Source organism: Metabacillus sp. YM-086, assembly GCF_048059995.1.
GTDB lineage: Bacteria > Bacillota > Bacilli > Bacillales > Bacillaceae > Metabacillus > Metabacillus litoralis_B.
In genome coordinates, this window is record NZ_JBLUOI010000037.1 from 18717 (window position 1) to 37135 (window position 18419).

Annotated in this window: 16 protein-coding genes; 4 read left to right on the forward strand and 12 right to left on the reverse strand. The window is 34.3% G+C overall.

Annotated features, from left to right (window positions below; translation table 11 throughout):
* Positions 1 to 275: 275 nt before the first annotated feature.
* The 5 genes from ACEWK1_RS15950 to ACEWK1_RS15970 form a co-directional block, all read right to left on the reverse strand.
* Positions 276 to 1217, reverse strand: coding sequence for a VanW family protein (locus ACEWK1_RS15950; protein WP_212134137.1), 942 nt, complete (start codon positions 1215 to 1217; stop codon positions 276 to 278).
* A gap of 311 nt (positions 1218 to 1528) precedes the next feature.
* The gene (locus tag ACEWK1_RS15955; RefSeq protein ID WP_121665021.1) at positions 1529 to 2602 is read right to left on the reverse strand and encodes a branched-chain amino acid aminotransferase; all 1074 of its coding nucleotides are present in this window, start codon (positions 2600 to 2602) and stop codon (positions 1529 to 1531) included.
* 371 nt (positions 2603 to 2973) lie between these two features.
* Positions 2974 to 4140 carry an LL-diaminopimelate aminotransferase gene (locus tag ACEWK1_RS15960; protein ID WP_212134139.1) on the reverse strand — a complete coding sequence of 389 codons (1167 nt, stop codon included), beginning with the start codon at positions 4138 to 4140 and terminating at the stop codon, positions 2974 to 2976.
* A gap of 250 nt (positions 4141 to 4390) precedes the next feature.
* Positions 4391 to 4669 carry a MerR family transcriptional regulator gene (locus ACEWK1_RS15965; RefSeq protein WP_098799007.1) on the reverse strand — a complete coding sequence of 93 codons (279 nt, stop codon included), beginning with the start codon at positions 4667 to 4669 and terminating at the stop codon, positions 4391 to 4393.
* A 596-nt stretch (positions 4670 to 5265) separates the two neighbouring features.
* Positions 5266 to 6453 (reverse strand): MFS transporter, encoded by a 1188-nt coding sequence (locus ACEWK1_RS15970; protein WP_232273340.1) that lies wholly within the window; start codon positions 6451 to 6453, stop codon positions 5266 to 5268.
* A 292-nt stretch (positions 6454 to 6745) separates the two neighbouring features.
* Between ACEWK1_RS15970 and ACEWK1_RS15975 the strand changes: the two genes are divergently transcribed.
* The 3 genes from ACEWK1_RS15975 (at position 6746) to ACEWK1_RS15985 (ending at position 8766) form a co-directional block, all read left to right on the forward strand.
* Complete coding sequence (locus ACEWK1_RS15975; RefSeq protein WP_121662403.1) at positions 6746 to 7582, forward strand: deoxyribonuclease IV; 837 nt, start codon at positions 6746 to 6748, stop codon at positions 7580 to 7582.
* 100 nt (positions 7583 to 7682) lie between these two features.
* A complete protein-coding gene (locus tag ACEWK1_RS15980) occupies positions 7683 to 8360 on the forward strand; it encodes an NAD(P)H-dependent oxidoreductase (RefSeq protein ID WP_212134141.1) in 678 nt (225 codons plus the stop codon).
* A 127-nt stretch (positions 8361 to 8487) separates the two neighbouring features.
* Positions 8488 to 8766, forward strand: a complete 279-nt coding sequence (locus ACEWK1_RS15985; RefSeq protein WP_098798989.1) for a hypothetical protein — start codon at positions 8488 to 8490, stop codon at positions 8764 to 8766.
* A 161-nt stretch (positions 8767 to 8927) separates the two neighbouring features.
* On the opposite strand, the gene ACEWK1_RS15990 is transcribed toward ACEWK1_RS15985, so the two are convergent.
* Positions 8928 to 9647, reverse strand: coding sequence for a metallophosphoesterase family protein (locus ACEWK1_RS15990; RefSeq protein ID WP_121662405.1), 720 nt, complete (start codon positions 9645 to 9647; stop codon positions 8928 to 8930).
* Between the two features lie 271 nt (positions 9648 to 9918).
* Here ACEWK1_RS15990 and yyaC point away from each other — a divergent pair, with 271 nt between their 5' ends.
* Positions 9919 to 10506, forward strand: coding sequence for a spore protease YyaC (gene yyaC / locus ACEWK1_RS15995; RefSeq protein WP_416636465.1), 588 nt, complete (start codon positions 9919 to 9921; stop codon positions 10504 to 10506).
* Between the two features lie 74 nt (positions 10507 to 10580).
* On the opposite strand, the gene ACEWK1_RS16000 is transcribed toward yyaC, so the two are convergent.
* The 6 genes from ACEWK1_RS16000 to gltD all read right to left on the reverse strand — a co-directional run bounded on the left by ACEWK1_RS16000 (position 10581) and on the right by gltD (position 18413).
* Positions 10581 to 11036, reverse strand: coding sequence for a CoxG family protein (locus tag ACEWK1_RS16000; protein ID WP_121662406.1), 456 nt, complete (start codon positions 11034 to 11036; stop codon positions 10581 to 10583).
* A 104-nt stretch (positions 11037 to 11140) separates the two neighbouring features.
* A complete protein-coding gene (locus ACEWK1_RS16005) occupies positions 11141 to 12277 on the reverse strand; it encodes an alcohol dehydrogenase catalytic domain-containing protein (RefSeq protein WP_212134143.1) in 1137 nt (378 codons plus the stop codon).
* A 21-nt stretch (positions 12278 to 12298) separates the two neighbouring features.
* Positions 12299 to 14167 carry an electron transport protein gene (locus tag ACEWK1_RS16010; RefSeq protein ID WP_232273338.1) on the reverse strand — a complete coding sequence of 623 codons (1869 nt, stop codon included), beginning with the start codon at positions 14165 to 14167 and terminating at the stop codon, positions 12299 to 12301.
* Positions 14168 to 14375: 208 nt separating this feature from the next.
* A complete protein-coding gene (locus ACEWK1_RS16015; RefSeq protein WP_212134145.1) occupies positions 14376 to 14780 on the reverse strand; it encodes a hypothetical protein in 405 nt (134 codons plus the stop codon).
* A 381-nt stretch (positions 14781 to 15161) separates the two neighbouring features.
* Entirely contained in the window at positions 15162 to 16793 is a 1632-nt protein-coding gene (locus tag ACEWK1_RS16020) for a PAS domain-containing sensor histidine kinase (RefSeq protein ID WP_212134147.1), read from the reverse strand.
* Positions 16794 to 16928: 135 nt separating this feature from the next.
* Positions 16929 to 18413 carry a glutamate synthase small subunit gene (gltD, locus tag ACEWK1_RS16025; RefSeq protein ID WP_121662410.1) on the reverse strand — a complete coding sequence of 495 codons (1485 nt, stop codon included), beginning with the start codon at positions 18411 to 18413 and terminating at the stop codon, positions 16929 to 16931.
* Between the last annotated feature and the right edge of the window lie 6 nt (positions 18414 to 18419).

The window sequence follows — 18419 nt, forward strand, 5'->3', positions numbered from 1 at the left end:
TCAACAAGGCCTTCTTTATTTATCCGCGCTTCAATCACCATCATCCTCCACCCCTGGTAGATAAATATCATTTTCAGGATACCAATTGGAATAACAAAGAGCTTGATTTATGTCACCATTTTAATTTACCGTCCATTTTGTTAACCTCCAATATATCAACAAAAAATTAGCAGTCTTACTCAGTTGTGATAAGGCTGCTAATTGGTGGGCTAATTTAGTTTTTGTATACGGAACCGAACCAGTTAGATACTTACAAACCAGTTTGTGTTAAGCTATTAAACCCTTGATGCATCATGCTTTGAAGCAACTACTTGAACCTCTATTGTTCCAGATTGTTTATTCACAAATGTTTTAATCATAACTGGGAAGTCTTTGTTATTCATAAATTTAAAATCTGGACCTCCCCAGGATACTGTTGCATCCTTCCCGGTAGGAACATAGCCAACAGATCTTGTATGTGAGTTAACTTCTAAAACTTCCAATCCTGCATTTGCAACTGCATTATATAAAGTAGAGGAAGTCTGACAAATACCCCCACCAATTCCTTCAACGAATTCTTTATCTACAATTTCTTTTGCTTTTTGATAGCCTCTTGCTGCAGTACGCTCACCAACAACTAAATTAAAATAAAAGCGATCACCTGGACCCAATACAATTTGATTAATCTCATTTGCTGATAAAAATATATTTTGTGATCGACCAGCTACGTTGGGATTAAAAGATGTTTTATAATGGCCAATAACTACTTCGTCAATATTTTTTACAGTTTCTGCTGATACATTCGGTGACATCACTTCTATAGGTAGATCTAATGTTTTATCAAGCGCATGAACATTCAATAACATATCAACTAATTTTTCTTCATCTAAAAGAACACGACTTGTTCCTCCTGTTAAGCCACCATTGCCCGTATACTTCACCGGTATCATCGGTTGATCAAGACTTTCAGCTAAGTCCTTCGCAACTTGCCTGACTTCTTCCTCATAAGCTTCCGACTCTTGATTTAGTGAAGGAGAAAAGGAATATAATATTTTTTGTGTGTCAGGATGCAGCAATTGAACTTGAAATTCCACTTGTTTCTCTGCTAATTGAAAACTATTCATTGCCAAGCTCTTCACTGGTAAAGGTTCATCTTTTTCATTGCCACTAACTACATTCGAACTACAACCCGTCATCATGAACAAGAAAATCAACGTTGAAACATATTTCTTACGCATAACTCTCCCACATTTCCCATTAAATTTTCTTTACCACTTATTATATTCTCATATATATTTTTCACTTAATCAAAATATCCTAATATTTGTTAAAATTTTCCTAAACAATATATATGAGTTAATATTCTTCTCATTAGTAAGACGTTTAATTAAGGGAAAATGTTTCATATTTTTTCCAAATGGGATGTAAAATTTATCATTCTTTTTTGTTTAAAACAAAAAAGGCCAATTCAACAATAGTTCCCGTTTGCAAAGTGAGTGGTTACAAAACTTAGAACAGCTTAGTTTGTTGAATTAACCTTTTTAACTAATTAGTTTACTTCAGTAACCCAATTAAATGGATCCTGTTTCGTACCTTTTTGTATGCCAGTTAATGTATCATAAAGTTTTTTAGATAATTCACCAGTTTCTCCGTTATTAATCACAATTTTATTATCGTCATATAAGAATTCACCAATTGGAGAAATAACTGCTGCAGTACCAGTACCAAAAGCCTCTTCTAATTGTCCATCTTTATATGCTTGGTACACTTCTTCCATTGATATTTTTCGCTCAGAAACAGGAGTTTCCCATGATTTTAGTAATTCTAGGATTGATCTTCTTGTTACTCCCTCTAAAATACTACCATTTACTTCAGGTGTGACAACTTCCCCATTAATTTTAAAGAAAATATTCATACTTCCTACTTCTTCTATATATTTCTTTTCAACTCCATCTAACCATAAAACTTGTGAGTAGCCCTTTTGCGCAGCCTCTTCTTGGGCTCTTAGGCTTGAAGCGTAGTTACCGCCGGTTTTAGCTTTCCCTGTTCCACCTTCTACAGCACGAACGTAATGGTTCTCAACGTATATTTTTACCGGATGAATTCCTTCTTTATAATACGAACCTACAGGAGAAAGAATTATCATAAATCGATAAAACTTCGATGGAGCTACCCCTAAGTAATACTCAGTTGGGATAATAAATGGTCTAATATAAAGAGATGTTCCTTCCGCAGTAGGAATCCAATCCTTTTCAATCGAAACAAGTTGTTTTAGGGCCTCAATAACAAACTCGCCATCAATTCGAGGGATACAAAGTCGATCATTTGATAAGTTAAGTCTTTCCATATTTTTCTCAGGTCTGAACAATAATACTTTATCATCTTCCGTACGATATGCCTTTAACCCTTCAAATACTGTTTGTCCGTAGTGGAAGACCATTGAAGCTGGACTAAGTGTAATTGGTTCATATGGAACAATTTTTGGATCATGCCATCCTTTTGCTGGACTATAATCCATTACAAACATATGATCAGTAAAAACGCGGCCAAACTCTAACTGATCTGATTTGGGCTTTTCTTTTCGTGTTGTACTAAGTGTTACATCAATTTTTGTTTTTGTCATCATTTTAAACTCTCCCAATCAACAAAATTTAAAGAAGTTATCATTTTCTAGAACTAACCTCTGATCATTTTACAAAAGGTATCTAATCAAACTTTCTATATTTCACTATTTTATAACTTTCATGGAGCAGTTAACAACTGTTTTTCGACAAAAGATTCAAAATAATCAATAAAAATATTATTTCAGCCCAATATTAAAGTTATTTTTCTATAGAAAAATTTTTATTCTTGGTATTTAATCCAATCAAAAAGAGTGGGTAGCCTTCCCACTCTTTTATATAAAATATCTTATTCCACTTGTTCGATTGTTATTAATGTTCTTTTTGTGTTGTTAAAAAGCTCATGGGTCCCTCACTATTAATTGATGAGAATCTATAAGATATTCGCATTCTTTATTGAGGTAATAACCTTCTTTAACTTTTCTACATCCTGAACAAGAGCAATCCTTACATACCCTTCACCAGTTGGACCAAATGCATGTCCAGGCGTTACAACAACATGTGCTTTGTCAATAAGTTCATAAGTAAACTCTGTCGAACTGAAGCCCGTAGGAACTTCAGCCCAAATAAACATACCTGCATCAGGCTTTGTTATGGTCCAACCTAATTCATTTAAACCTTCAACTAAAGTATCTCGGCGTTCTTGGTACACCTGTCTACTTTCTTCACAAAAGTGAGCACCCTCTTCAAGAGCAAGGATTGCAGCCTTTTGAATTGGTAAAAACACACCATAATCCAAATTGCTTTTCAATTGATTCATTGCTTGTACCATTTCTTTATTACCAGCAAGAAAGCCAATTCGAGTACCTGCCATATTATAGTTTTTTGAAAATGAAGACATCTCAACTCCAATGTCTTTTGCTCCTTCGATCGAAAGAAAACTTACTGGCTTCTTTTCTTCAAAATAAAGCTCAGAGTATGCAAAATCATGTAGGACGAGTATATTGAATTTTTTAGCAAATGCAACGACTTTTTCAAAAAATTCTATATCAGCTAATGCGGGAACCGGATTACCAGGAAAATTCAAGATCATCAACTTCGCTTTTTCAGCCACCTCAGAAGGAATAATTGATAAATCAGGCAAAAAATTCATTTCCTTTTTCAATGGCATAAAATAAGGAGTTGCCCCAGCCATCGCAATTCCAGCAGCGTATGCAGTATAACCTGGATCCGGCACTAAAATCACATCCCCTGGATTTGCAAAAACCATTGGAAAATGAACAAGTCCGTCCTGAGAACCCATTAATAATAGCACCTCTTCTATTGAGTCCAACTCCACTTTATAGTTTCTATGATAAAAAGAAGAAACTGCTCTATTAAACTCATTAGTTCCAGTTAAAGAATAGCCATATTGATCTGATTTCAACACTTCTTTAGATAAAGCATTGGTAATAAAAGATGGTGGAGCCAAATCCGGGCTACCAATACTTAAATCAATAATCGGTGCACCTTCACTTATTTTTCTCTGTTTATATTGTGCAAGCTCACTAAAAATAGAAGGCTTAAAAAAGCTCATTTTATTTGATAATGTAATAGTCATTTTATACCCCACTTATATCGCAAGTTCTCATTTTTCTGAAAATAAGTGTATCATAACTAAACGTTATACGGGAATAATGAAGTTTAAATCTTTTGAAATAGTTGAATTTTTAATCGTTTTTTTCAATTGTAAAGTTTTGCATAAAATGAAACATTCGAGCTTTTTTCCACTTGCTTCATACTTGAATATCCAAAATAAAAAAGAATGCTGTTTGTTGAGCATCCTAAATTAGAACATTTTATTTTTCCCCTTACTTAAAGCCACTTCTTTGAAAATGAGAGTTTAATTGACCGCGAATCATTTTTTTCTTAAGATCAGCATCAGTTTCTTTCTTTTTGTAGTCTCTACGGATTTCGTCGGTTTGAACGCCTTCCTCCACCTTTTCAGCAATGTCCATTAATTTCTCAATATCAGAAAAAGAATACTTACGAAATCCAGTTGACGTACGATCTGGAAAAATTAATTTTCTTTCCTCGTAATAGCGGATTCTTCTTTCTGACAACCCGGTCAATTCACACACAGTACCCATTGATATCACTTTTTTATCACGATATGATTTCGTCTTATCCAAAGAAACGCCCCCGGTTTTTGTACGTTATTTTCTGATCTCTTCATTACTTTACCAATAGGAAGCGTTTTCCAACAAGATTAATTTACAGAATTTTATAAAAAATCTATAGAAAAAGACATCTCCATCTAGATGTCTTTTTCTATAGATCCGGAATGAGAATGAACATTTATAGTAATATCTGCTTTTTCACAGTAACTTCTGTTACACCAGCATTCCCAATCTTCCATCTTGTCGTTTTCTAAAAACACTTCACACTGAAAGCAATATAAACCGCTTTTCAGTATTTTTTGAATCATTCAGGCTCCCCAATTTCAAAGCTGCTATTAATAAGGTCCTTTGCCTGTTCAAGAGATATATTAAAATCTTCCGCTACTTTTTTAATAATATTTTCTCTTAATTCTATTACTGTCATATGATCAACCTTCTTCCGAATAATCTATTTAAATTAATATTATCAGAAAATTCATGCATTAAAAGGTGTTTGTGAGATAATCTTACACATTATTTAAAACATCCCTTTTCCCATCCAATAGGATGGTAGGTTTTCCCACATACTAACTTTTTGTCTTTCTGACAAGAAGTACAATATATAAAATAATTGAGATACTAACTGAAATAGCTGATGTTTGGTAGATTGTATGATAACCAAAAACATGACCAATTTGCCCAAATAAAAGTGCACCAATTCCAACTCCAAGATCAAAGGATGAAAAAAAAGTTGCATTTGCCATCCCTCTCCTATTTTTAGGTGCTTTTTCAATTGACCATGCTTGAAGTGCCGGTTGAACAGAACCAAATCCAATTCCATACAATACTGCAGCTGTTAATAAAATGGTTGTGCTTGGGAGCCATGACAACAAGATCATTGCGATCATAATGAATACGGCTCCTGGAATAAAAACAGCCCGGTGGCCTTTACGATCATATATTTTTCCTGCGAACGTTCTTGATGCCATTAGAGCAATAGCAAATACAAGGAAATACCATTGAATCCCTAATATTCCCTTTTGTTCAGCATATAAAGGTAAGAAAGATGCAATTCCTCCAAATGTTACAGTAATAAAAAACAAAAGCATGGCTGGCTGAAGTGCACTTTTTTCATAAAAATCCCATTTATCTTTCTTTATTGTTTGCTGTGACTTTTCCACCTGTTTATACTGTATTCGTGAAGACAGAATTAATGCTACAATCCCTAAAAAAGCACAAATAACAAATAATTGTTTAAATGTTATCATTCCTACCAAACTGAGTCCTAGAGAAGGACCAAATGCCAAAGCGATATTACCAGATAAACCGTAGTAACCCATTCCTTCTCCACGTCGCTTAGGAGGGATAATATCACTAGCAATTGTGCCAGAGGCTGTAGTTGAAAAACCCCAGCCAATACCTTGAATAACTCTCATAAAAAATAAAAAAGCAATAGTAGGTAGAAATCCGAACGAACCTGCAGAAATGATAAAAATAATTAAGCCGGTTAAATAAACAAACTTTCTTCCTTTTGATTCCAAAGCGTGACCAGCATATGATCTTACAAGCAATGCAGAAAATGTAAATATTCCAACAACAACTCCAATTAACTGATCATTTCCGCCAAGCTCCTTAACAAAAAGTGGAATAGTTGGTAACGTCATCTGAAACCCGAGAAAGATGAAAAAGTTTGATAAACAAATCAATACAAAATCCCGTGTCCAAATCTTTTCTTTATGTAATGTAATTCCGTTTGTATTAGCTTGTTGATCCAAAAAAGCCCTCCTTTTCTCATTTTTCAAATGAAAATTTAACTAAGTTAACTTGTATCCTACTCTTCAAGGTTATTCTTTACTAACTCTTATTTCAACTCATATGATTCTTTCGCTCAAAGGTTGCTTCAAGAGATGCATACCGTTCTTACTATTCTATTTGAGAATAAAGTTAATTATTTTAAAAATAATAAAAAGATACCTCTATATATTATTTTAACGACTACTGATTTAAGCTTTTCCTTATGAATGAAGCCGGAGAAAAATAAAAACTTTTTAAAAGAATGGAGCTTATATGAGATTTGGTAGCCATGTTAGTATTCGGAATGGATATTTTGCAGCAGCTAAATATATGGATAGCATTGGTGGCAAAGCATTTCAATATTTCCCTAAAAATCCAAGAAGTTTAACTGTGAAGGAATTTAATCGGCAAGATGCAAAGCTCTGTCATGAATTTTGTGTTGAAAACAATCTTGTTTCAATTGCCCATACCCCTTACCCAACAAGCTTAACACCTACAATAGATAAAAAAGACCTAACAATTGATTCTCTTCTTAATGACTTAGAAATTGCTGATTGTTGTGGCTCAATTGGAGTCGTTGTTCATTTTGGAAGTCAAATTAGTAAAACTGACCCACTCGCCAGTTATCAATTAATGATCGAGATGCTTAATCTTATTCTAAGGAAGTGGAACGGACAAACTCTTATTTTACTCGAGAATAACGCAGGGAAATCAGGAGCACTAGGCACAACATTAGAGGAGCTTGTCCAGGTTCGGAACTTAACCGATTATCCTGAAAAAATTGGATTTTGTTTAGATACCTGTCATGCTTATGCAAGTGGACTTTGGTCCGGAAAGAATCAAGAAGAATTGTGGGGCAAAGCATCAGAATTGGGCTATATAAATTCCCTAAAAGCAGTCCATCTAAATAATTCAAAGTATGAACTTGGCTCCGGTAAAGATCGCCATGCGAATATATTTAAAAATGGATACATTGAAAAAGAGTGCTTTAAAAATCTATTTCAGTTACCTAATCTTTCAGATATTCCCTTTGTTCTAGAGACCCCTTCTGATGAAGGAATTACTCATCAAGAAGAAATATCAATGTTATATCAATTCATTCAGACTTAAATAGCTAGACCTTTTTATTATTTGAGCAAACTATTTTTCAATTCTCGACCTATCATCTATACTTTTTTACGTGAAATACATAAAAGGAGGATATTTAATCATGACAGAAAAAACGATGACAAAAGAAACTATTCTTGAAGCATTTCGCTCACGTCATGCAACAAAAGAATTTGATCCAAATAAAACAATATCAGAAGATGATTTTCGCTATATATTGGAAACTGCGAGGCTATCCCCAAGCTCAGTTGGATATGAACCTTGGAAATTTCTTGTTGTACAAAACCCAGAGTTAAGAGAGAAGTTAAGAGAAGTTTCATGGGGGGCACAAGGACAGCTCCCAACTGCGAGCCATTTTGTGATTATCCTTGCAAGAACAATAAAAGATACAAAATACGATTCAGATTATGTGAAAAATCAGATGCTAAACGTAAAACAATTCCCACCAGAATTGTTTGATCAAATTAAAGAGCGCTATAAAAACTTTCAGGAACATGATCTCAAGCTACTAGAAAATGATCGAACAATGTTTGACTGGGCAAGTAAACAAACGTATATTGCATTGGCAAATATGATGACGGCCGCAGCTTTAATAGGAATTGATTCATGCCCAATCGAAGGATTTGATTTTGATAAAGTCCAAAAAATATTAGAAGAGGAAGAGTTATTAGAAGATGGTCATCTAGCTGTTTCCGTAATGGTTGCGTTCGGATATCGTGCAAAAGATCCTCGACCAAAAACAAGAAAATCGATGGAAGATATTGTTCAATTTATTGATTAATTTGTAAAGTAGAACATCTTGTTTATTAGATACTTTTAATAAATAGACAAATTAATCTAGTAATTAGCCCTATCAAAAAATATATGTCTTCATACACTATAGCATTCCATTAAAAGGAGTGCTAATGATGTCAAACATCAATGAAATGAAAAAGCAATATGAGGGTAAGATGGTACGTTTTAAAAATAAAGAAAATCAATGGGTTGTTGGAAGAGTAGCGAATATTGATGACAACGGGATTGAAATAGAAGAATATCATTCCCCTGAAAATCAAAGTGAATATGGATACGGATTTTTTGCTCCAAGACCTTTTTACGGTCCACGTCCATTCAGAAGAAGACCTTTTGTAAGATATCCGTATGGCGGATTTACTGCTCTTACTTTACTTCCCTTCTTATTGTGGTAATTAAGTAACCAAGAAAAAAGGATCAGTCTATATATAGAGATTGATCCTTTTTCTTGTCTCTTTTTAGGGATAAGTACTAACTAGCAGTTTCCCTCTCCATATTCCGACACTCTCATATTTTAAAATGTCAAGTTATGCGCTTTCCCGAGAAATAATCTTTCCTATAAGCTTGCATTTTTTAAAATATTTATCATCATCTTAGCATTAGGATATCCTGAATCTTGATATTGTTTTATAACCTTCTCAACATCATAATCAACCCGCTCAATTGATGTACTAATTCCACTTTCATTTATCTTAAGCAAGCCGTAGGAAGCTTTTGCTAAACCATCAAATGGAAGGCCAATACTGCCTACATTCATAACAACTTTACCATTTATGTAACGTATATATGGCTTATGAATGTGACCATAAACATATATATGTGAATCAACCTTAGACATTAGTTTTTCTTTTATGTCTTCATCTTTTGTCTCAGGTGATACAATATCAAATAAACTGTTTGGTGTTGCATGGAATGCATGAATTTTAACCCCATTTTCTTCAAAAGCAAGAGAATGTGGGAGTGTATTTAAATAGTCAATATCTCCTGATTCCAAACGTTCAAAAGTCCAGTCTCGCTCTCTATTCATGATCTCAAGAGCTTGTGTAGCTACTTCACCTTCATTAACTCCCCGAACAACCCATTCATCTGCATTTCCTTTTATGACCTTTGTATGTAAATTACGTACTAAAGATAAAGATTTCTCCGGTTCAGGTCCACGATAACAAATATCACCTAGTACATATACTTTATTAATTTCCTTCTTTTTCAAATCACGTAAGACAGCTTCAAGAGCAACTGCATTTCCGTGAATATCTGAAATAAATGCTATTTTCATCTATAATCCCTCTCTTAAAACATTGTTGTGTAAATCATATCATGTACACTTCTAACATGTATACGCTCGGGAATTACTCTCTAGTTTATTCTTATTATGTAAGACTTATCTTACTTATTCCGAATAAAAAATGCAAAAAATTACTAATTACTTTTATCAATATCAAGAAGGAATTTTGATATATTTAAAAGAATTGTCATTTAACATAGTTTTATATGTAAACAAATTAATTTGTTACCGCTTAATTTTTAGGGATGTGGGAGGGGGATCTATGATAGATCAAAGTTCAGATAGTAAGAATTCAATGTTAGAAGGAGTTTTTCCGTATAATGATAAGTTAGCTCCATTATATATTCGAAACTCTTTATTTACTCTTATTCCACAAGGTACAGAGCATATATATGTTATTGGAATTGGCTCAAATCAAATTAGTGGTGATAGTCTGGGTCCATTTGTTGGAACTCTTTTAAATGAAAAATTTCCAAACCATTTAACAGTGTTAGGAAACCTGCAATTCCCATTGGATGCCTTAACGCTAGAAAAAGAGTATGGAAGCATCTCTCTGCCTAATAATAGCTTTATAATTGCTATTGACAGTGTACTTGGTTCGAGAAAAATCGTAAATAGCATTGCTATCCGAAAAGGGTCATTACGACCAGGAGAGGGACTAGGGAAAAAACTCCCTGCCATTGGAGATTGCAGTATTATGGGTGTTATTCAGGAAAACGATTCCTCCCTACACTCTTCGTTGTTTCATACAAACCTACACCTTATCTATACGATGACAATAACAATTGCAAAAGGAATTTGTCTTGCAGTAAGACAATATTTCCGATATCCTTCAAATTATCCTATATGACTCTAATGTAATTATGTAAGACCAAAAACAGAGACAAACATCTTGCTTCTGTTTTTGGTTTGAGCATTACGATATTATCGAAGAACATTTTCCTTTTTTTCAATTTTTTCTACAATAGCTTCTGTTAATTCTTGTGTAATTTCCGATAAACTTTTCTTTAATTTAGAATTAATCATTTTTGCCATTTTTCCTTCAGGTGTGATATCCAGATACCCTAACATCATTGTTTTTTTCGCTGAGATTTCCTCCGCTTCAAAGTAACCACTTCCAATGATCTTCTCATTTATACCCGTTAAGTTAAACATGACTTTTTTGGGCTCAATCCAGTCTGTAATATCGACTTTCAAATGAATTTTTTTCTTTATTACACCTAAATCTGTTTTGAATTTCCAAGTTGATTCTGAATCGTTTATTATTTCATGTTCAATATAACCCGGTACAAGTGGTGCCCAATGGTCCATTACACTAACAAACTCCCATATAGCCTTAATCGGCTGATCTACTTCTACCTTATATAAATCACTTGGCATCTCTTATTTCTCCCTTCTTTTAAAAAATTAACTTGTTTACTTTTACTTATTCAATAAGGGCTGTACATTATGCAATACAAAAAAAGAGACATCATTGTCTCTTCTTAAGGTTTTAAAATAATTTTCAAACATTTCTCTTTATGGCTATTAAAAATCCTGTAAGCATGCTCTGCCTTATCTAAAGGTAAAGTGTGTGTAATAACATCATTTATAGAAATCTGCTTACTTTGGAGAAGTTCATATAAAAATGGCATGATATGTATAACAGAAGCTAAACCCATTTTTAAGGTAATATTCCTTGCAAATAAGTCTCCTAACGGAAATTGATTATATCTTAGTCCATATATCCCAATAAGTTGAATGACACCTCCCGAACGAACAAGCTGGCTTGCTAGTTCGATCGCACCAAGAGCGCCTCCCTGTAAACGAAGGGCTGTTTCTACCATTTCTGTCGGAGTCATCTTCCCACTCATTCCAACACAGTCGATCACAACATCAGCTCCACCTTTTGTTATCTCCTTAATATGGTGCTCAAGATCCTTATGTTGGTTAAAATTAAACACTTCTGTATTATTCCATTTTTTTGAATGTTCGAGTCGATATGGAACATGGTCAATTGCAATAACACGTTTAGCTCCTCTAAACCATGCAAGCTTTTGGGTGAGAAGACCAATGGGACCACAACCTAATATAATGACTGTATCTCCTTTTTTCACACCTGCTTGATCTATACCCCAATAAGCAGTAGAAAGAGCATCTGTTAATAATAATAGTTCTTCATCAGGAACGGAATTATTTTTCGGCACTTTAAAAGTGCCGAAATTAGCGAAAGGAACACGTACATACTCAGTCTGACTGCCACTATAATCACCATAGAGTCTAGAACAGCCGAAACATGCACCAATTTCTCCTTCAGGGTTCGATACGAGGCATTGACTCTCAAGCTTATTTTGGCAGTTTAGACATTCACCACATGCGATATTATATGCAATTGCTACTTTATCACCTTTTTTGACTTTATGAACGCGCGAACCAATTTCCTCAACAATTCCAACTGCTTCGTGCCCAATAATATAATCTTTTCCCATACTTGGGACCATTCCATGATAAAAGTGTCGATCAGAGCCACAGATGGAGGTATGTGTTACTCTGACAATAATGTCATCATTTTGTTTAATCACAGGATTAGGCATTTCTTTTACTTTAACATCCATAAATCCTTGATATGTGACTGCCTTCATGCTTGGCCCTCCATCATTTTTTTAATCAGATACCTTCAATAAATAATCAATCAGTGCTTGTTGCTGTTCTTTTGTAAATCCTGTTGTGGGGTCAACCCAGAAATCATGTCCTTTTCCACTTACATGAGCCGTTTTTAAATTGTGATTTTCATTATTTACCTTGATGACCTTTTTTCTTAATGAGGAGTCAATCATTGCCAACAAACTATTTCGTGGATCAGGTTTTATACCCCTCAAAATCGTCCCAGGTACACCAATTTCATTCACAAGGTCTTTACCAACTGCAACTCCTCCATCATGCAAATAAGGTGCACTCCAGTTCAAACCAATTAAGCTAATTGTTTTATAAGCACCATTTGTTCCACCATGGGCCCAAGCTAACCTTAGCTGTTCCCTTTGCTCTTCTGTTAACGGAATTTTTTGCACAACCGGATTTTCTGGCAATGGCACTGGTGTACTTGGATCATATATGGATGGTAAGGTAAAATAATTCTCTGTTGCTTGAAAGCCCTTTGCTCTAGAATCATCCGTTTTGATCTCTTCAGAAGGGATTATTTTATTATTCGTTAAATAATTCCCTCCGTGGCACGCTATACATCCTGCTTTCACAAAAACTTTTCGTCCCTCTTCTACTGTTTTTTCATTTGATTTTATAGTTGTTTTAGGAGGATGCAATGAATTCATAAAAGCAGATAATGCATTTTTTTGCTCCCAAGCTTTATATCCTTTAGAACTTGAAAATAATCCAACACTTGTTACATATGAAGGTCTTGGATAAGTAGGTGCTGGGATTAGTGTGTTTACTCCATCCACACCGGGTGTAGGATCAACTTTTGCAAAAAACTCTGAAGGCTTTTCCTCAGACTCCGGGTCATAACGATACCTTTTCCTTGCTGCGTTTTGAAGAAGAGTACCTAAATAAAGCTCTTTATCAATTTTTAATATTTCATTACTAATTGATGTTTGCGAAAGTGTATCCATATTTTGAGCATGAGCATTGTTTATAGCAGCACTTAGTCCTTTAAAGGGTCCAATTTGACCTTGTCCACTCCAGCCATACGGATGATCACCTTTTGTATAAACATCTATTATTTGTACCGGGTTATTTTTAAAATCAATGGTTGTATCATTACTTCCTTTTGGCCACTTCATGACTTCTCTGTCAACAAAATCTTCTAGTTGTTCAATATCAGGAAGCGCAACTTTTTCTCCTTTTGTACTTTCGACTAGTCGATCATTTGTTGAAATAAATTCTTTTATACTTTCCATCTCTGTATGTGAAAAATACGATGCTGAATTAGTACCCATGGCTACAAGTAAACCAATATTTAAATCACTGTTTGTCATTCCATGTACAACTTCTTTTTGTTCGTTTAGTGTGGAGTGACAAACAGCACAACTAATCCCAGCTTTAATATTTCCCTTTTCATATACGAATTTAACACCAAGTGGAGTGAGAGCACCTTTTGGTACATCAAGTCCTGTTTCGATCAGCTCTCCCTTTTCTATTGTCCGATCACCAATTTTTACTGTTTCAGCGGCCTCCACTAATAAATTATCAGTTCCTTGTCCGTTTAACTTTACTATCGCTTTTCCTACATTCGTTAAGGTGAAAGTTCCATCAAACATCCCCATAATATCTGAAAAAAACACTTCATTACCAAACGTTTCTTCATAAAATAGCTTTTTCCCTAGCTTAATAAGCTCTTCAGAATTCTCATCCTGTATGTAAGAAACATTTTTCACATCGGGAAGTTTGTCTGATTCTTTATTGTCAACAATTTCATCAGGAGGGATATAAGCATATTGGAATCCTACTATTGAAAAATATGTAATAACGCCTATTAATCCAATGATAAATACAGATAATATGAGGATAGCTTTTCGCAAAATAATTCTCCTTTTTTCATATGTTTGTACTTAATATTTATCTAAATAGGTTAGTTATTCATTGTAAAATACGACCAATGTGCTTAAAAATGGAAGTTAATAATATAGCTAAGGAGCATAACTTTATTAGTGCTATAGTCATTAAAGATTTAACCTAGAGGATATAAAAAGGATAGAGGAATTTTTGCTCCTTATGACTTAAGAGAGATTAAAGCCACCTTAGTGCAATGGTTAAATGACAGCATTCAGCTTCTCCAATTGCCGATGAAAGTCTCATATTAATTCCATCTGGATTAAAAGTAGTATTAACTTTTGATTTAATACCAGTTGATTGAATTAATTTATCCACTTCTTTCTTATTCGATTGTTGTGCCGCAGACATTACTTTTGTTGCAAAGTCTTTTGAATCAGCCAACTTGTTTAATACTAAACTAGCTTCTTTCATCAACTTTTGCATAGACTTTGCTGATTGCTCTAACAACGTCGGGTCTACTTCAGGATATTGTCTTATTGAAGGTGAATAACTAGCAATAGAAGGAAATGGATGAATCTGTCTTGCAGCATTGAAGTAAGGCGGACAATAACACATTGGATAACAGTATAATTGTGTCATTACTAGCAGCTCCTTTTAATAAAATTGCACATAAATAATATACGGTGTTTACAATAATTCGTGATTATAATTCTAAATATTGTAAAAATGACAGAATGCAAAATGCTACAAAAACTGGTAAAAATGACATTAGAAAACGATAAATCCTTTTTTGAACAAACAACTTGTCATATTTCTCTAAACGACGAGATTTTTCCATATACACAACCTACCTTTCTTTATAAATTTTTCATTTATGATCTAAATTTTGCGTTTCACTAAAAAAATTTGACTAATGCAACTTTTATTATATATTATCCCTACTCAAAAATAATGTGTGGATTTTTAATTCCTGTTTTAAATAAACATATAATTTTTAGAGATATAAAAAACCCTAAAAAATTAGGGTTTTGTCGTTGGAAGTAATACATTCACCTCAGTGCCTTTATTCACGACACTCTTGAATGAAATCTTTCCTTTATGAAACTCAACAATTCTATAACTAACAGTCAGACCAAGACCAGTCCCTTTTTCTTTCATAGAATAAAATGGTTCACCAAGATGCTGCAACCGATCCTCATCAATGCCACAGCCATTATCTTTAAACGTAATATCAATACTCTGATTATTAGCCATTCCAACTGTAACTGTAACATAATTTGCTGATGCTTCAATTGAATTTTTTATTATATTTATAAAGAGTTGCTTTAATTGATTTGGCTCACAATCAATTAAAGAAATCGATGTGTTAACCTCTACATCCAATGTAACACCATATAAATTTGCTTCAGATTTTAGTAATTGCTGAACATCTGCTAAGAGATGGTTTATGTTTATCTTTTGAAACTGTATTTTTTGGGGTTTGGCAAGTACTAATAACTCGCTTGATATGATGTTAATCCGTTCTAGTTCATCAAGCATAATATTATAATAATGTTTATTTTTCGTAGAATCTGCCTGAAGCATCTGGACGAAGCCTTTTAAAGATGTTAATGGATTCCGTATTTCGTGAGCAACACTTGCAGCTAACTCTCCAACTACAGATAATTTTTCTGATTTAAGAAGCAATAGCTCTGTTTCTTTTTCTTTTGTAATGTCGACTGCATAGCCAATAATTCCTACGGTTTTATCATTAATAATCATTGGCATTGACGTACACCTTAACACTTTAACTGAACGATCTTTTTGAATCAGTTCAATTTCCTCGTTTATCCATGGTGTATGTTGATAAATAACGCTGTTAAATGCCTCTCTAACTCTAGAATGGTCTTTACTAGCTATTAAAGGTAATACTGATTTATTTATAAATTTCCCTTTTTCAAAACCAGTAAAACGAACAAAATGTTCATTCACATCGGTAAGCTTGCCATCTAAATTGATCATATAAACAAGTTCAGGATTGAACTCAAACAGTGATTTATATCGTTGTTCACTTTCAGCAAGCTTCTTTTCAGCCTCTACTTTTTCTGTTACATCTCTTCCCATTACAACTAATTCTTTTCGTGAACCATTTTCATAAAAACTTGGGATCTTTATTGTATCAAAGGTTTTAGTAGTGCCATCAGGCATTGGGATAATTTCAATACATCGACTTGGTTTTCCTTCCAACCAAGCTTGTTCATCTGAAGTTTCACAGTACCTAAGTGCATCAGCATAAAATTCCGTATACTCAGCAAGCTCCGAATCTTTTTTCCCAATATAATTTACGTTTTCAATCTGAAAAAGCCTTAGAGCAAAATCATTTGCCCGCGTCCACCGGCCTTCTCCATCCTTAAAATTAACAAAGTCAACCATCGAATTAATTAACAATGATAGCTTAGTCTTTTCTTGTTTTTCCGTTTTATAGGCTTCTCTTTTTAAGACCAAATAGTATATAAAAATACTAGTTATTAAAACAAAAATAAACCCCTTGATATTTTGAAATACTAATAAAGCTTCCTTTGATATATTTATAGTAACCAATACATTGTCAGTGACTAAAATCCATATAAAACTAAACAAAACATAACCAATAAGAATTTTGTATTTATTCAAGATTTACTTCTCCTTATTTGAAGGATACATAAAGTTTATTGTACTAAAGATTAAAAGAGCAGTCCAATAGGAATAAATGTCAAAAGACCTAAAGTACGAGACTTTAGGTCTTTAATATAAGAATCTATTTGAAAATTAAGCTAATACTGTACTACCCATTAAATACAGATCCACTTCACGTGCTGCTTCACGACCTTCGTTAATAGCCCAAACAATTAAGCTTTGACCACGACGAGCATCACCAGCGGCAAATACACCATCAATATTTGTACGGAAATCACCATATTTAGCAGCAACAACATTTCTAGCTGTCTGGTCAACACCAAACTGCTTTAGAACTGGTTGTTCAGCTCCTTCAAAACCAATCGCAATGAATACTAGTTGAGCAGGCCATACTTTTTCTGAACCTGGTACTTCTTCAAAGTAGTAACGACCTTCTTCATCTTTTAGTTTTTCCATTTGAATAGTATGAAGTTCTTTAAGATTTCCATTTTCATCTGAAACAAGCTTAGTAGTTTGGATGCAATATTGGCGAGGATCTTCGCCAAATTTAGCTTCTGCTTCCTCATAAGCATATTCCATTGTGAAAACATGTGGAGCTTCTGGCCACATATTTTCTTTTGTACGTGACATTGGTAATTTCGGATGCTTACCAAACTGAACAACACTATTACAATTTTGGCGGATAGCTGTTGCAACACAGTCAGCACCTGTGTCTCCCCCACCAATTACGATAACATCTTTGCCCTCAGCATTGATAAACTGACCATCTTCAAAGTTTGTGTTAAGATAGCTTTTTGTTACATCAGTAAGATAATCCATTGCGAAGTGAACACCGTTTGCTTCACGACCTTCAATTTTCAGATCACGCTGCTTTTGAGCTCCAACACAAAGAATAACTGCATCATGTTGCTCACGTAACTGTTCTGAAGTGATGTCTTTTCCAACTTCAGTATTCGTGACAAAAGTGATACCTTCTTGAGTTAGTAAGTTCACACGTCGTTCAACAATGCCCTTATCAAGTTTCATGTTAGGAATACCATATGTTAACAATCCACCTGGGCGATCAGCACGTTCATAAACAGTAACCGTATGACCAGCTTGGTTTAATTGATCTGCAGCTGCTAGACCAGCAGGACCTGAACCAACAATAGCAATCTTTTTACCTGTACGTTTTTCAGGAACACGCGGAGTGATCCAACCATTTTCAAACCCTTTATCAATGATTGCTTTTTCGATGTTTTTGATAGTAACGGCGGGGTCTGAGATCGCCACGTTACAAGATCCTTCACATGGTGCCGGACAAACTCTCCCTGTAAATTCAGGGAAGTTATTTGTTTTCAATAAACGTTCTAATGCTTCCTTCCATCTTCCACGATAGACTAAGTCATTCCACTCAGGAATTAAGTTATGAATTGGACATCCTGAAGTGAAACCATTAATCTCAGTACCAATGTGACAGAAAGGAGTGCCGCAATCCATGCAGCGCGCTCCTTGTCTGCTTAACTTTTCCTCAGAGAAAGGAGCTGAATACTCTTTCCAGTCATTTAAACGTTTAAGAGGGTCGCGCTCAGCTGCCTCTTCACGTTTAAACTCTAAAAATCCTGTTGCTTTCCCCATCTTCCT

Excerpts from the sequence above, each read along its gene's own strand:
- ACEWK1_RS15950 (WP_212134137.1), bottom strand. The coding sequence starts at position 1,217 with ATGCGTAAGAAATATGTTTCAACGTTGATTTTCTTGTTCATGATGACG.
- ACEWK1_RS15955 (WP_121665021.1), bottom strand. The coding sequence starts at position 2,602 with ATGACAAAAACAAAAATTGATGTAACACTTAGTACAACACGAAAAGAA.
- ACEWK1_RS15960 (WP_212134139.1), bottom strand. The coding sequence starts at position 4,140 with ATGACTATTACATTATCAAATAAAATGAGCTTTTTTAAGCCTTCTATT.
- ACEWK1_RS15965 (WP_098799007.1), bottom strand. The coding sequence starts at position 4,669 with ATGGGTACTGTGTGTGAATTGACCGGGTTGTCAGAAAGAAGAATCCGC.
- ACEWK1_RS15975 (WP_121662403.1), top strand. The coding sequence starts at position 6,746 with ATGAGATTTGGTAGCCATGTTAGTATTCGGAATGGATATTTTGCAGCA.
- ACEWK1_RS15980 (WP_212134141.1), top strand. The coding sequence starts at position 7,683 with ATGACAGAAAAAACGATGACAAAAGAAACTATTCTTGAAGCATTTCGC.
- ACEWK1_RS15985 (WP_098798989.1), top strand. The coding sequence starts at position 8,488 with ATGTCAAACATCAATGAAATGAAAAAGCAATATGAGGGTAAGATGGTA.
- ACEWK1_RS15990 (WP_121662405.1), bottom strand. The coding sequence starts at position 9,647 with ATGAAAATAGCATTTATTTCAGATATTCACGGAAATGCAGTTGCTCTT.
- yyaC (WP_416636465.1), top strand. The coding sequence starts at position 9,919 with ATGATAGATCAAAGTTCAGATAGTAAGAATTCAATGTTAGAAGGAGTT.
- ACEWK1_RS16000 (WP_121662406.1), bottom strand. The coding sequence starts at position 11,036 with ATGCCAAGTGATTTATATAAGGTAGAAGTAGATCAGCCGATTAAGGCT.
- ACEWK1_RS16005 (WP_212134143.1), bottom strand. The coding sequence starts at position 12,277 with ATGAAGGCAGTCACATATCAAGGATTTATGGATGTTAAAGTAAAAGAA.
- ACEWK1_RS16015 (WP_212134145.1), bottom strand. The coding sequence starts at position 14,780 with ATGACACAATTATACTGTTATCCAATGTGTTATTGTCCGCCTTACTTC.
- gltD (WP_121662410.1), bottom strand. The coding sequence starts at position 18,413 with ATGGGGAAAGCAACAGGATTTTTAGAGTTTAAACGTGAAGAGGCAGCT.